General features: G+C 37.0%; 24 protein-coding genes and 1 pseudogene. All 25 read right to left on the bottom strand.

Going from position 1 to position 13,381, the window contains the following annotated elements; translation table 11 throughout:
- Positions 1 to 20 precede the first annotated feature (20 nt).
- Positions 21 to 239 (bottom strand): translation initiation factor IF-1, encoded by a 219-nt coding sequence (infA, locus tag MRZ08_RS05150; protein WP_015778470.1) that lies wholly within the window; start codon positions 237 to 239, stop codon positions 21 to 23.
- A 133-nt stretch (positions 240 to 372) separates the two neighbouring features.
- On the bottom strand, positions 373 to 1,029 hold the full coding sequence (locus MRZ08_RS05145; RefSeq protein ID WP_297380105.1) for an adenylate kinase: 657 nt from the start codon (positions 1,027 to 1,029) through the stop codon (positions 373 to 375).
- Between the two features lie 3 nt (positions 1,030 to 1,032).
- Positions 1,033 to 2,307, bottom strand: a complete 1,275-nt coding sequence (secY, locus tag MRZ08_RS05140; protein ID WP_297380103.1) for a preprotein translocase subunit SecY — start codon at positions 2,305 to 2,307, stop codon at positions 1,033 to 1,035.
- 18 nt (positions 2,308 to 2,325) lie between these two features.
- Positions 2,326 to 2,805 carry a 50S ribosomal protein L15 gene (gene rplO, locus MRZ08_RS05135; protein ID WP_015778473.1) on the bottom strand — a complete coding sequence of 160 codons (480 nt, stop codon included), beginning with the start codon at positions 2,803 to 2,805 and terminating at the stop codon, positions 2,326 to 2,328.
- Between the two features lie 10 nt (positions 2,806 to 2,815).
- On the bottom strand, positions 2,816 to 2,998 hold the full coding sequence (gene rpmD, locus MRZ08_RS05130) for a 50S ribosomal protein L30 (protein WP_297380099.1): 183 nt from the start codon (positions 2,996 to 2,998) through the stop codon (positions 2,816 to 2,818).
- A gap of 10 nt (positions 2,999 to 3,008) precedes the next feature.
- A complete protein-coding gene (gene rpsE / locus MRZ08_RS05125) occupies positions 3,009 to 3,518 on the bottom strand; it encodes a 30S ribosomal protein S5 (RefSeq protein ID WP_297380097.1) in 510 nt (169 codons plus the stop codon).
- Between the two features lie 15 nt (positions 3,519 to 3,533).
- Positions 3,534 to 3,899 (bottom strand): 50S ribosomal protein L18, encoded by a 366-nt coding sequence (rplR, locus tag MRZ08_RS05120; protein ID WP_015778476.1) that lies wholly within the window; start codon positions 3,897 to 3,899, stop codon positions 3,534 to 3,536.
- 10 nt (positions 3,900 to 3,909) lie between these two features.
- Positions 3,910 to 4,449 carry a 50S ribosomal protein L6 gene (rplF, locus tag MRZ08_RS05115; protein ID WP_297380094.1) on the bottom strand — a complete coding sequence of 180 codons (540 nt, stop codon included), beginning with the start codon at positions 4,447 to 4,449 and terminating at the stop codon, positions 3,910 to 3,912.
- Between the two features lie 10 nt (positions 4,450 to 4,459).
- Positions 4,460 to 4,855: a 30S ribosomal protein S8 gene (rpsH, locus tag MRZ08_RS05110; RefSeq protein ID WP_297380091.1), complete on the bottom strand. Its 396-nt coding sequence runs from the start codon at positions 4,853 to 4,855 to the stop codon at positions 4,460 to 4,462.
- An 18-nt stretch (positions 4,856 to 4,873) separates the two neighbouring features.
- Positions 4,874 to 5,059 (bottom strand): type Z 30S ribosomal protein S14, encoded by a 186-nt coding sequence (locus MRZ08_RS05105; protein ID WP_004836723.1) that lies wholly within the window; start codon positions 5,057 to 5,059, stop codon positions 4,874 to 4,876.
- 13 nt (positions 5,060 to 5,072) lie between these two features.
- On the bottom strand, positions 5,073 to 5,615 hold the full coding sequence (rplE, locus tag MRZ08_RS05100; protein ID WP_297380087.1) for a 50S ribosomal protein L5: 543 nt from the start codon (positions 5,613 to 5,615) through the stop codon (positions 5,073 to 5,075).
- Between the two features lie 15 nt (positions 5,616 to 5,630).
- Positions 5,631 to 5,939: a 50S ribosomal protein L24 gene (gene rplX / locus MRZ08_RS05095; protein ID WP_105301619.1), complete on the bottom strand. Its 309-nt coding sequence runs from the start codon at positions 5,937 to 5,939 to the stop codon at positions 5,631 to 5,633.
- Between the two features lie 9 nt (positions 5,940 to 5,948).
- Positions 5,949 to 6,317 (bottom strand): 50S ribosomal protein L14, encoded by a 369-nt coding sequence (gene rplN / locus MRZ08_RS05090; RefSeq protein WP_015778481.1) that lies wholly within the window; start codon positions 6,315 to 6,317, stop codon positions 5,949 to 5,951.
- A 19-nt stretch (positions 6,318 to 6,336) separates the two neighbouring features.
- Complete coding sequence (gene rpsQ / locus MRZ08_RS05085; protein ID WP_015778482.1) at positions 6,337 to 6,597, bottom strand: 30S ribosomal protein S17; 261 nt, start codon at positions 6,595 to 6,597, stop codon at positions 6,337 to 6,339.
- Between the two features lie 5 nt (positions 6,598 to 6,602).
- Positions 6,603 to 6,809, bottom strand: coding sequence for a 50S ribosomal protein L29 (gene rpmC, locus MRZ08_RS05080; RefSeq protein ID WP_015778483.1), 207 nt, complete (start codon positions 6,807 to 6,809; stop codon positions 6,603 to 6,605).
- A 2-nt stretch (positions 6,810 to 6,811) separates the two neighbouring features.
- Positions 6,812 to 7,240: a 50S ribosomal protein L16 gene (gene rplP / locus MRZ08_RS05075; protein ID WP_297380079.1), complete on the bottom strand. Its 429-nt coding sequence runs from the start codon at positions 7,238 to 7,240 to the stop codon at positions 6,812 to 6,814.
- Positions 7,241 to 7,276: 36 nt separating this feature from the next.
- The gene (gene rpsC / locus MRZ08_RS05070; RefSeq protein WP_297380076.1) at positions 7,277 to 7,993 is read right to left on the bottom strand and encodes a 30S ribosomal protein S3; all 717 of its coding nucleotides are present in this window, start codon (positions 7,991 to 7,993) and stop codon (positions 7,277 to 7,279) included.
- Between the two features lies 1 nt (position 7,994).
- Entirely contained in the window at positions 7,995 to 8,342 is a 348-nt protein-coding gene (gene rplV / locus MRZ08_RS05065) for a 50S ribosomal protein L22 (protein WP_015778486.1), read from the bottom strand.
- A 9-nt stretch (positions 8,343 to 8,351) separates the two neighbouring features.
- Positions 8,352 to 8,639, bottom strand: coding sequence for a 30S ribosomal protein S19 (gene rpsS, locus MRZ08_RS05060; RefSeq protein WP_105301614.1), 288 nt, complete (start codon positions 8,637 to 8,639; stop codon positions 8,352 to 8,354).
- Positions 8,640 to 8,648: 9 nt separating this feature from the next.
- Positions 8,649 to 9,482, bottom strand: coding sequence for a 50S ribosomal protein L2 (gene rplB, locus MRZ08_RS05055; RefSeq protein WP_015778488.1), 834 nt, complete (start codon positions 9,480 to 9,482; stop codon positions 8,649 to 8,651).
- Between the two features lie 11 nt (positions 9,483 to 9,493).
- Positions 9,494 to 9,787: a 50S ribosomal protein L23 gene (rplW, locus tag MRZ08_RS05050; protein ID WP_015778489.1), complete on the bottom strand. Its 294-nt coding sequence runs from the start codon at positions 9,785 to 9,787 to the stop codon at positions 9,494 to 9,496.
- Entirely contained in the window at positions 9,787 to 10,410 is a 624-nt protein-coding gene (gene rplD / locus MRZ08_RS05045; protein WP_297380068.1) for a 50S ribosomal protein L4, read from the bottom strand. The genes rplW and rplD overlap by 1 nt, the downstream gene beginning before the upstream one ends.
- 14 nt (positions 10,411 to 10,424) lie before the next feature.
- Complete coding sequence (gene rplC, locus MRZ08_RS05040) at positions 10,425 to 11,054, bottom strand: 50S ribosomal protein L3 (RefSeq protein ID WP_015778491.1); 630 nt, start codon at positions 11,052 to 11,054, stop codon at positions 10,425 to 10,427.
- An 81-nt stretch (positions 11,055 to 11,135) separates the two neighbouring features.
- On the bottom strand, positions 11,136 to 11,444 hold the full coding sequence (gene rpsJ, locus MRZ08_RS05035) for a 30S ribosomal protein S10 (RefSeq protein WP_297380064.1): 309 nt from the start codon (positions 11,442 to 11,444) through the stop codon (positions 11,136 to 11,138).
- A gap of 1,085 nt (positions 11,445 to 12,529) precedes the next feature.
- A pseudogene (locus MRZ08_RS05030) lies at positions 12,530 to 13,381 on the bottom strand (hypothetical protein); the annotation flags it as partial.

Here is a 13,381-nt window from a genome sequence, read left to right as displayed (position 1 = left end):
GTAGTGCTTGAAGTGTGGGATTATTTCTTCCTCCAAGTTATTCTACCTTGGCTTAGATCATATGGAGATAGTTCTACTGTTACTCTATCTCCTTCTAGTATTCTAATGCTGTTCATACGAAGCTTTCCAGAAATGTGGGCTTGAATTTCGTGTCCGTTTTCTAGCTCCACTTTAAATATTGCATTTGGTAGTGCTTCTGTAACAACTCCTGTAACTTCTATAGCATCTTTTTTTGACATCGATAGAACCTCCTTTTCTTGTCCTCATGTCTATTGAACGCCATTTCAAATTGTCTTATATCAATAAGACATCTAACAACTAAATTCTCGAAGATCCTATCACTTCGTTTTTTCTTATTAGCATAAATTAGAATTATTCTCCTAATTTATTCAAAAATTCTTCAAAGACTTCGTCTGGAGAATTTGTGCCATCAATACTAAATAATATACCTTTTTCCTTGAAGTAATCAATTAGTACGGCTGTGTGCTCCTTGTAGACATCAATTCTATTTTTTACTGTTTCTTCCTTATCGTCATCTCTTTGGATAAGTTCTTTTCCACATCTATCACAGATTCCTTCTTTTGTTGGAGGATTGTTCTTTACGTGATAGGTTGCTCCACAATTGGTGCACACTCTTCTGCCAGCGATTCTTTCTATTAGAATTTCCTCTGCTACATCAAAATATACGACATGATCTATTTTTTGATCTCTTTCTTCCATACCTTGATCTAGAGCCTTTGCTTGGTCAAGGTTTCTTGGAAATCCATCAAAAAGAATGATCTTTCCTTCTTTGCTTTCGTCTTTATGCTTATCGAAGGCATCCCATACTAGATCTATTGTTAGTTCATCTGGTACGAGATCTCCTCTATCCATATAGGATTTTGCTTTGACTCCGAGTTCAGTTTTGTTGGAGATATTATATCTAAATATATCTCCAGTAGCTATCTGAACTGCGCCTTTTTTTTCTATGATCTTATTTGCTAATGTACCCTTACCAGCTCCTGGAGGGCCTAATAAAATAATATTCATCTCTTACCTGTTTAAAAAGCCTTTGTATTGTTTCATTGTCATCATTGCTTCGATTTGTTTAACAGTTTCTATGATTACACCAACTACGATGATTACTGAAGAACCACCGAAGGATATTTGTAGACCTAAAACTCTTGATGCAATTGCTGGAACTATTGTTAGTAAGGCTAGTGCGATTGATCCTATAAATGTAATCCTTGTAGATACATTTGCAAGAAAATCACTAGTTGGCTTACCAGGTCTAATTCCAGGTATGAAACCACCATTTTGTTGTAGTTGTTTTGCATATTCTACAGTGTTAAATTGAATTTGATTGTAGAAGTATGCGAATACTAGGATTAGTACTGTTTGGATTAGAAGATATACCGCAAATCCAGCTGTTGAGTTTTGGAAGAAGTTCGCAATTGAGCTTTGTCCATTTCCACCAAATAGTAATGATAGGGTTGATGGAATGGCAAGTACTGCTGATGCGAAGATGATTGGCATTACTCCACCCATGTTTACCTTGACAGGAATGTGTGTTGATTGACCACCATACATCTTACGTCCTACTACTCTTTTAGCATATTGGATTGGTACTTTTCTTTCACCCTCAGATATTTCAACTACTGCAAGTACTATCAGTACAACGATAATAGCCATGATTATGATGGATACTATGCTAGTTGTATCATAGTGTAGTCCTTGTTTCCATCTAGCTATGGTTCTTGGGAAGGATGCTATAATACCCATAAAGATGATAAGACTTGTACCATTTCCAAGTCCCTTTTCTGTTATGGTCTCACCCATCCATGTTACAAACATAGTACCACCGATTAGGACTATGTTCATCACAACTTTTTGGAAACCTGTTGCGCTTGAAAGTGCTGCTCCGTATAGACCATTTGTTATGGCTATAGCTTGGAATATCGCTAGAGCAATTGTAACGTATCTTGTATATTTTTGGATTGTCTTACGACCTTGCTCACCTTCTCTTGATAATTCTTCAAGCCTTGGTATTACAACTGATAAAAGTTGCATTACGATTGATGCGGTGATGTAAGGTTGTACTCCTAGAGCAAATATTGAAAGTGTGGAAAGTCCTCCACCTGTCAACATATTTAGGTAATCTACAAGTGTTCCTTGGATATTGTTGTATGCATCTGCTAGCGCTTTTGTATCAATAAATGGTATTGGAATATTATTTCCTAGTCTATATACTACTAGCATTAGAAGAGTGAAATAAAATCTTTTTCTTATTTCTTCTTCCTTTGCTGCTTTTTTAATTATATCTAGCATTGCTCACCATGCTTTCTACTAAGCTTTTTTAGATGGGTTGTCCCATTTTTTAGTTTCGATCACATCGATTGTGCCACCGGCATTTTCGATCTTCTCTACTGCTGATTTAGTAAATTTGTGAGCTTTTACTGTAAGCTTTTTGTTAAGTTCTCCATCTCCAAGAATCTTAACACCTGCTTTAGCTTTGTTTTTGTTTAAGAATTTGTTTGCAAATAATAATTCTGGTGTTACTTCTGTTCCATCTTCGAAAGCATTTAGTGTTTCAACGTTGATTGTTTCATAATACTTTCTGTTGATGTTTCTAAAACCTCTCTTTGGAAGTCTTCTGTATAAAGGCATTTGGCCACCCTCGAAGCCTGGTCTTACTCCACCACCACTTCTTGAGTTTTGTCCGTCTTGTCCACGTCCTGCACGAGTTCCGTTTCCACTACCTGGACCTCTACCTTTTCTTTTGCCCTTTTTTAACTTCTCATTAGGTTGTAATTCATGTAGTTTCATCTTACACCCCTTAGTCTAATTCTTTAACGTCAAGCATGAATGATACTTTGTTGATCATTCCTCTTATTGCGTTATTATCTTCTTTTGTAACAGTTTGACCGATTTTCTTAAGGCCAAGTGCTTTACATGTTGCGATCTGTCCATCTTTTCTACCGATAAAAGATCTTTTTAATGTGATTTCAAGTTTCGCCATTTTACTCTCCTTAATAATCGAATTCTTCTACCGATTTGCCACGAAGTCTTGCAACTTCTTCAACAGTCTTCATGCTAGCGAAACCTTCGATACAAGCATTGATAATGTTTCTTGGGTTTGATGAACCTAAGTTTTTAGCTCTGATATCTTTATATCCAGCAAGTTCACAGATAGCACGAACAGGGCCACCAGCGATGATTCCTGTACCTTCTTTAGCAGGCATTAGTAGAACCTTTCCGCTTGCTTTTTCTCCGTGAATTCTGTGAGGAATTGTAGTTCCTACTATTGGAACATTAATCATGTGCTTTTTAGCATCTTCACTAGCTTTTCTAATAGCTTCAGGTACTTCTGTAGCCTTACCAGTTCCGATTCCAACATAACCATTACCATTTCCAACAACTACTAGTGCTGAAAATCTAATGTTACGTCCACCCTTTACAGTTTTTGCAACTCTGTTTATAGCAACTACTCTGTCTTCGAGGTTTAGCTTTTCTACTTCACTTCTTAATAAATAATTCATCTAATACCTCCTCAATTAAAATTTAAGACCAGCTTCTCTTGCCGCTTCAGCTAGGGCAGCAACTTTTCCGTGATATAGGTAGCCGTTTCTGTCAAATACAACAGTTTCGATTCCCTTATCAGCACAAGCTTTTGCGATAGCAGCGCCAACTTTTTTAGCAGCTTCTATATTAGCGTTATTTTTAGCTCCATCAGCTACTGATTCTTGTAAGGTGTTAGCACTTGCTAGTGTTACGCCGTTTACATCGTCAATAACTTGGGCATAAATGTTTGTGTTTGATTTGTATACGCTTAGTCTTGGTTTTTGAGGAGTTCCGCTTACTTTAGCTCTTACTCTTTTTTTACGAGTTAAAAGTTTTTGTTGTTTTGTTTTTTTAGCCATTACTTATCTCCTACTTACCTGTTTTACCAACTTTACGTCTTACATGCTCATCAACGTATCTGATTCCCTTACCCTTGTATGGTTCTGGTTTTCTCCAGTTTCTGATGTTTGCAGCATGTTGACCTACTAATTGTTTGTTAATTCCCTTAACTACAATTGTTCTATCATTTGGCACTTCTACTTCGATTCCTTCAGGATCTGGCATTGTTACTTGGTGAGAGAAACCTAAGTTCATTACTAGGTTCTTGCCTTGTTTGTTTGCTCTGTATCCTGTTCCTTCGATTTGAAGTGTTTTGCTATATCCTTCTGATACTCCAACTACAATATTGTTAATTAGAGATCTGTATAAACCGTGATCGACGTTTTGTGCTTTTGTGTAGTTTTCTGGAATTGTAACTAAAAGTTCGTTTTCATTTAATTCTAGTCCTACATTCTTTGAAACTTCAAGGCTATCTTCGCCCTTAGGTCCCTTAACATTTACTGTGCGATCGTTAATTTCTATTGTTACTCCAGAAGGTATTTCAATTGGAAGTTTTCCTATTCTTGACATATATATCTCCTTACCATACGTAACAAATAACTTCGCCACCTACATTTTCACTTCTTGCAGCGCGATCAGTTAATAGTCCTTTTGATGTTGAAATGATTGCTGTTCCTAGTCCGTCAAGTACCTTTGGAACTTCATTTGCTTTTACATAAACTCTAAGTCCTGGTTTTGATATTCTTCTAAGACCAGAGATTACTCTTTCACCATTTTCAGTATATTTTAAATCAATTGTAAGAATACCTTGTTTGCCGTCTTCTTCTACGTTAAATCCTGTAATAAAGCCTTCATCAAGCAGAATTTGGGCAATAGCTTTTTTCTCATTAGAAGATGGTAATGAAACTTTTGAATGGTTTGCTTTGTTACCATTTCTGATTCTTGTTAGCATATCCGCTATTGGATCTGTCATCATAATATTATTCCCCCTTAATTACCAGCTTGCTTTTCTTACTCCTGGAATTTGTCCATTATTTGCAAGTTCTCTAAAGCAAATACGGCAGATTCCATACTTTCTTAAGTAGCCGTGTGGTCTTCCACAAAGTTTACATCTTGTATATTCTCTTGTGGAGAATTTTTGTTTTCTTTGTTGTTTAGCTCTTAGTGACTTTTTAGCCATTTTTGCTCCTTAATTATTTTCTAAATGGCATTCCCATTAATTCTAAGAATGCTTTTGCTTCTTCGTCTGTTTCAGCTGTAGTAACTATGTTGATATCCATACCGTGTAGGAAATCTACATTATCATATTTGATTTCAGGGAAGATTAGTTGTTCCTTGATACCTAATGAATAGTTTCCACGTCCGTCAAAGCTGTTTGGATTGATTCCTCTGAAGTCTCTTACACGTGGTAGAGAAATTGAGATAAGTTTGTCCAAGAAGTCATACATTTTTTCTCTTCTTAGGGTTACTTTTGTACCAATTGCTTGACCTTCTCTAAGTTTGAAGTTAGCTACAGATTTCTTTGCCTTTAGTTCTATTGGTCTTTGACCTGTGATTAATGCAAGTTCATCTTTTGCAGCATTTAGAAGATTTTGGTTATCTTTTGCTTCACCTAGTCCTACGTTTATAACAATCTTAGTAAGTTTTGGTACTTGGTGAACATTTTCGTATCCGAATTGTTCAGTAAGTTTGCCAACAACTTCGTTTTGATATTTTTCTTTTAATCTACTTGTCATAATATCTCCTTTGAACTAGTCGAATTTTTCGTCTGTTTTAGTAGATACACGAACTTTTTTGCCATCTACAAACTCTACTCTAGTTCTTACACCTTTTTTAAGTTCTTCTGAGTATAGAAGTACTTTAGAAGCATCGATTGGACATTCTTTCTCGAGTCTTCCGCTTTCAGCCCCCATTTGTGTTGGCTTTTGGTGTTTAATTCTAATATTTGCACCTTCGACTATTACTTTTCCTTCTTTTGGTAGGGCCTTTACTACTTCGCCTACATGTCCTTTATATTCACCTGATATTATTTGGACTTTATCGCCTTTTTTAATGTGCATATAATCCTCCTATAATACTTCCGGTGCAAGTGAGATGATTCTCATGAATCCTTCACTTCTTAGCTCTCTAGTAACTGGTCCAAAAATTCTTGTTCCAACTGGGCTTAAGTCGTCTTTGATAACTACTGCTGCGTTTTCGTCAAATCTGATTGATGATCCGTCATTTCTCTTAAGACCTCTTTTTGATCTAACTATAACGGCTTTAACTACAGCACCTTTTTTTACCGCTGCTCCGGGTGTTGCACTTTTAACTGAACAAACCACAACGTCTCCGATATTAGAATATCTTCTTCCAGTTCCTCCAAGAACTTTGATTACTGAAAGTTCTCTTGCTCCGGAGTTATCTGCAACTCTCATACGAGTTTCTTGTTGTATCATAATAATCTCCTATATCTAATTAAACAATTTCTGCTGCTTGGCTTACGCGAACGAGTCTCCATCTTTTTGTTTTAGATAGTGGTCTTGTTTCCATTATTACAACTGTATCGCCAACTTTAGCCTCATTTAGTTCATCATGAGCTTTATATTTCTTGCTTCTGTTAATTCTTTTTTTGTACACTGGGTGTTGGATCTTTTCTTCAACTAAAACTGATATAGTTTTATCCATTGAATCAGATACGACAACGCCTTTAAGTACGTGTCTTCTATTTCTTTCCATGAAACTTAAGCCTCCCTATTTAAATTAAGCTTTCTTTCTGTTTGGATTGTCTTAACTCTAGCTATGTCTCTTTTAACAGAACCTATAGCTGATGGATTTTCAAGTTGTCCTGTTGCAAGTCTAAAACGAAGATTGAAAAGCTCACTTTGTAAATCATATAATTGTTTATCTAAATCTTGGTCTGATAAATTTCTGATTTCTGCTACTTTCATCCTTATTCCTCCGTACCTGTAACTTCAAGTCTTTGGATGAATTTTGTCTTGATTGGAAGTTTTTGTGCAGCAAGTCTCATAGCTTCTCTAGCAACTTCTTCACTAACACCACTCATCTCAAATAATACTCTACCTGGTTTTACTACAGCAACCCAATATTCTGGAGCACCTTTACCAGATCCCATTCTTACTTCTGCTGGTTTCTTAGAAACTGGTTTGTCTGGAAATACTTTGATCCAAATATTTCCGCCTCTTTTTATATATCTTGTCATCGCACGACGAGCAGCCTCGATTTGGTTTGCAGTCATCCAAGTAGATTCTACTGCTTGAAGACCATACTCACCGTAAGTAAGTTCATTACCCTTGTGAGCGAAACCTTTCATTCTGCCTCTATGTTGTCTACGATATTTAACTCTTTTAGGCATTAACATAATAATTCTCTCCTAATTCTTTAAATAGCGATATCCTTATTTATTATTTGGACGTCTATTATTTCTTCTTCTTCTGTTGTTTCTTGGTTGTTTCATCTTAGGTTCTCTTTGAGCCTTTTCTCCTGGAAGAACTTCGCCCTTGTAGATCCATACTTTACAACCAATCTTACCATATTCTGTATTAGCTTCAGCAAATCCGTAGTCAATGTTTGCCCTTAGTGTTTGAAGTGGAATTGTTCCTTCTGAATATCCTTCGCTTCTAGCCATATCAGCTCCACCAAGTCTACCAGATACCATTGTCTTGATACCCTTAGCTCCTGCTCTCATTGTTCTTTGGATAGATTGTTTCATAGCACGTCTGAAAGCAACTCTGTTTTCAAGTTGGCTTGCGATATTTTCAGCTACAAGTTGAGCAGAAAGGTCTTGGTATTTGATCTCTTCAACATTGATGATGATTCTCTTACCAGGTGCTGCTTTTTCAAGTTTTTTCTTAAGTTCTTCAACTCCAGCACCACCTTTTCCGATTACCATTCCTGGTTTTCCAGCAAATACTGTAATCTTTAGGTTGTTTACCGCTCTTTCTATTTCTATATCAGAAATTCCTGCATCGTATACTTCTTTTTTAACTATTTTTCTGATGTTATAATCTTCAACTAATAGATCTGAGAAATCTTTCTTGTCTGCGAACCATTTTGAATCCCAGTCCTTGATAACACCTACTCTAAATCCTTTTGGGTTTACTTTTTGGCCCATCTTATTCCTCCGTATCTTCTATATCTGCTAGTACTACGCCGATATGACTTGATCTTTTTAGTATTGGATATGCAGCTCCTTTAGCCTTTGGATGCCATCTTTTCATTGTTGGTGCATCGTTAGCGTAAGCTTTTTTAACATAAAGATTAGCTCTATCAAGTCCGTTGTTGTTTTCAGCATTGGCAATTGCACTTTTTAGTACGTCTGAAAGAAGTCTTGCACCTTTTTTATTAGTAAATCTTAAGATATTAAGTGCTTCGTCTACTTGTTTGCCTCTAATTTCTCTAGCTATATAATGTACTTTAAGAGGAGAAATTCTTTGATATTTAGCTATTGCTTTAACTTCCATTACTCTCTCCTATCTCATTTTGCTTTTAGCTTCAGTAGCCTTCTTAGCGTGGCCTCTGAATGTTCTTGTTGGTACGAACTCGCCTAGCTTGTGTCCTACCATATCTTCTGTAATATATATTGGAACATGCTTTCTACCGTCGTGAACTGCGATAGTGTGTTCTACAAATTCAGGGAATATTGTAGAACGTCTTGACCATGTTCTTATAACTTTTTTCTCATTTTTTTCATTTAATTCGTCAATTTTCTTCATTAAATGATCATCGACAAATGGTCCTTTTTTAATAGATCTTGCCATTATATCCCCCTATTTTTCGTTTCTTCTTCTTACGATGTAAGCTTCAGATTGTTTTTTAGTGTTTCTTGTCTTAACACCCATAGCTTTCTTGCCCCATGGTGTCATTGGGCTTGGTCTACCGATTGGTGTTCTACCTTCACCACCACCGTGTGGATGGTCAACAGGGTTCATTACAGATCCTCTTACATGAGGTCTTCTTCCCATATATCTGCTCTTTCCAGCCTTACCAACTCTGATAAGTTCGTGTTCTGAGTTTCCTACAACTCCTACTGTAGCCTTGCAGTTTAGGTGGATCATTCTCATCTCGCCTGATGGAAGTCTTAGTGTTGCGAAGTTTCCTTCTTTAGCCATAAGTTGAGCTCCAACACCAGCACTTCTTACAAGAACTGCTCCTCTACCTGCTCTAAGTTCTACATTGTGGATTGTTGTACCTACTGGGATATCCTTAAGTTCAAGAGCGTTTCCTGCTTTGATATCTGCTTCAGATCCTGATTCGATTACATCTCCTACCTTAAGTCCTTTTGGTGCAAGGATGTATCTTTTTTCTCCGTCAGCGTAAGCAACTAGGGCAATATTTGCAGATCTATTTGGATCGTATTCTATAGTTTTAACTCTTGCTGGGATATTGTCTTTATCTCTTTTGAAGTCGATTATTCTATATCTTCTCTTAACTCCGCCACCACGGAATCTAACTGTTGTTCTACCTGTGTTGTTTCTACCACCTTTAGATTTAAGATCAACTGTAAGACTTTTTTCTGGTCTGTCTGTAGTTATTTCTTCGAATGTTGAAACAGACATATTTCTATGACCGTTTGAAGATGGTTTTAATTTTCTAATAGCCATTTAAACCCTCCTTATAGTCCATCGAAGTATTCAATTTCTGCACTATCTTCTGTTAAAGTAACGATAGCTTTTTTCCAGTCAGCTCTTTTACCATATCCGTATCTTGTTCTTACAGATTTTCCAGTATAGTTCATAGTTCTTACATTTTTAACTTTAACTCCGTCAAAAATAGCTTCTACTGCTGCTTTGATTTCTGGTTTGTTTGCATCCTTGTCTACTTCAAAGGTGTACTTGTTCTCGTCAAGCATTTCCATGCTTTTTTCTGTGATTATTGGTCTTTTGATTATTTCGTAAGGTGATCTCATTAGATAAATACCTCCTCAAGTTTAGCAATCGCATCTTTTGTGATAACTAACTTGTTGTGTCTTACTAAGTCGTAAACATTGATAAGGCTTGCTGATGCTACATCTACGCCTTCGATATTTCTAAATGATCTGTATATATCTTTGTCGTTTTCAGCTGTAACAACGTAAGCTTTCTTTCCAGCTTCTACTGCATTTAGTACTGCTGCCGCTTCTTTTGTCTTGTTGTTTTCAAGCTTTAGATCATCTAGTACAATTAGCTCTCCATCAACAACTTTTGATGTAAGAACTGAATATAATGCTTTTCTTCTTAGTTTCTTAGGAACTCTGTAGCTATAATCTCTTGGCTTTGGTGCAAATACAACTCCACCGCCTGTGTAGTGAGGAGCTCTGATTGAACCTTGACGAGCACGTCCTGTTCCTTTTTGTCTAAATGGTTTACGTCCACCACCACGAACCTCTGAACGAGTTTTCGCAGATTGTGTACCTTGTCTTTTATTTGCTAGTTGGTTTTTAACTACTTCATAAACTGAATGTTCGCTTATTTCAGTATTAAATAGAGTTTCGTTTAGCTCTAAAGAACCAACATTTTCTCCCTTAATGTTTAAAATATCTACTTTAGGCATTTATTCCTCCTTAATTAGGCTTTGATTGCTTGTTTGATTTGAACAAGTCCGCCCTTAGGTCCTGGAACTCCACCTTTAACTAAGATGTAGTTATCTTCAACACTTACTTTAACAACTTCAATGTTTTGGACAGTAACTCTTTCGTTACCCATCTTTCCTGAACCTTTTCTACCTTTGAAAACTCTTGCTGGGTCAGAACCTGCAGCTCTTGCACCTGCAACTCTGTGTGATTTTGAACCGTGGCTTGCTGGACCTCTTCCGTAGTTCCATCTTTTGATAGCACCTTGAGTTCCCTTACCCTTGCTTGTAGCAACAACATCAACTATGTCTCCAGCTTCAAATTGTTCAACTGTGATTGTATCTCCAAGATTTAATTCTGGAGTTTCTTCTCCAAAGTTGATTTCTCTTAGGAATCTCTTTGTGCTAGCGTTAGCCTTTTTGAAGTGTTCTCTTACTGGTTTTGTTACATTCTTTTCTTTCTTGTCCATATAACCAACTTGGATTGCGTTGTAACCGTCAGTTTCTACTGTTTTAACTTGTACAACTACGTTTTCGTCAGCTTTTAGGACAGTAACAGGAGTAATAACTCCATCTTCGTCGATGACTTGAGTCATGCCTACTTTTGTTGTAAATATACTCTTCACTGAGTACCTCCTTAATTACAGCGGATTGATGATCCTATCAATTCTTATTGATACGATTATCTTCAATCATCCTAATTACAGTTATAGTTTAATTTCGATGTCGACACCTGCAGGTAAGTTTAGTTTCTTAAGTGCATCTAATGTCTTTGCATTAGGTCCTATGATGTCGATTAATCTCTTGTGTGTTCTTTGTTCAAACTGTTCTCTTGAGTCTTTGTCTTTGTGAACCGCTCTTAAGATAGTAATTCTTTCTATCTCTGTTGGTAATGGAATTGGTCCACTTACTTCGGCTCCTGATCTTTTAACCGCTTCTACGATTTTTTCTGCTGAGCTGTCGATTACTTCGTGATCGTATGCTCTTAGTCTAATTCTTATCTTTTGATTAGCCATTTTCCCTCTCTCTTTCTTTACGCCCGTCCGGGCGTTTGATACTATTATTTGGAAATCGCTTAGGATCATTCCTAAACTTGCTAGGTGAAAGTTTCCTCATGTCTTTGGCCTAAGGCATAAGCAACATCTCACTTCACAGCACTTATATATACTACCGCAAAAACATTAATAAATCAAGTATTTTCTTAACTTTTTAAGCCAAAAAAATAACGACCTATAAACAAATCGGTAGTTATATCTCATAGCTTTTAACTAGCTGTCTTTTAATATACTAGGATAATCATAAATTACAAATTTTTTCTTAGGTTTTTTTGTAAAATTTTTCTATCAATCCTAAAATTATATTGTATATAGTAGATACATAGGCAGATTTCTCCTCTTCGGTCGACGGTAGCTTGCGGGCTTTAACTCCAAAGACCTTCACCTCGCCAAGCCTCGATTAAGGTCTGCCATCAGCTCACTATGTTCGCTGTGGCCAGAACCATTAGGGATAAGGGGTGAAGAAAGCAAGAACTCGCCACTCTTCCACCTCGACAGAGCTCCCACGGGGAAGCGACGAGAGGTCTACAAAACCTTGGGACATGTAAGGCGGGAGATATCTTTAGATAATTATTCTCGTAAATAACCTAACTTCAAAATCTACATGTAATCATAGACTGAAGATCTCTCACATTGTCCTCCACTAGCCGGACGGGCTTTTTTCGAGATGGCTCCTTAGTTTTTCTCAAAGTATAAACGATAGATCTCTTGTAGTTCTAAATCTTTTAGATCAAGAAGAGATCCCTCCACTTCGGTCGGGATAAGGGAAGCGGAAGCCTGGAGATCAACCCCACCCTTATCTCGAGCTAAGCGGAGCGAAGTCGAGAGATCTCGTGAAATATCTCCGTGCATTCGTTTCACTCATACTAAAACTAGTCACGGCATATCACTGTAGTGCATAACTTTTAGTTTTAGGGTCAAATGTGCCAGTTAAGGCACATTTAACTAGTCGAGATAAGGGTAAACATTAGTATATATTAAATTTTAATTAAATAAATTTTGACTTCAAGTTCAACTCTCCGAAAAGAGTCTTCTATATATAAGGATTATTTCTTATTTTTCTTATCGAGCATGTCTAAGTGGGCCCTCGCAGCCTTTAGGTATTCTTTCATTACCTTAATTCTCGCATATTTCTTTTGCTTACCTTCTACTATGATCCATGGAGCGTAGTCTACATTTGTCCTAGCTAGCATTTCATTCATGGCTTCCATATATCCGTCCCACTTTTCTCTATTTCTCCAGTCTTCATCTGTTATCTTGTAGAGCTTGTCTGGAGTGTTCTCCCTTGCCATAAATCTCTTAAGCTGTTCGTCTTTGTCAATGGTTACAAAGAATTTAAGGATAAGACTGCCATGGTCATAGATTTCCTTTTCCATATCGAGGATTTCTTCATAGGCCCTGTCCCATTCTACTGTCTTGGCAAAGCCCTCTATCCTTTCTACCATGACTCTTCCATACCAGGATCTTGAAAATATTCCAAGATATCCATCTTCAGGTAGGTTTTTGTAGAATCTCCACAAGTAGTGGTGGGCTAGCTCATCTTTCGTAGGAGCAGATATTGCATTTACCTTATAAAGCCTTGGGTCTACCTTTTTTACTAGTCTTTCGATAGCTCCATCTTTTCCTGCAGCATCTACTCCCTCAAAGACTAGAACAGTAGAGATCCCTCTTTGGTAGTATTCGAAGACCATATCTCTTACTTGTTTTTGGAGGTCTTTCTTCTCTTTTTCGTATACTTCATCTGTGATAGTCTTCTCTAGATCGATGTTTTCTAGGATTTTGACATGGTTTTTGTAACTTCTTTTCTCGTTTTCCTCGTCCTTTTTCTGGATCTCGACTCTTTCAATCCCCATACTTATCTCATCAAGAAGGATCCCCAAGACTTCCTTGCTAGCTTT

The sequence above is a fragment of the Anaerococcus sp. genome (assembly GCF_022770135.1).
Lineage (GTDB): Bacteria > Bacillota > Clostridia > Tissierellales > Peptoniphilaceae > Anaerococcus.
This window is presented reverse-complemented; position numbering and strand designations above follow the sequence as displayed.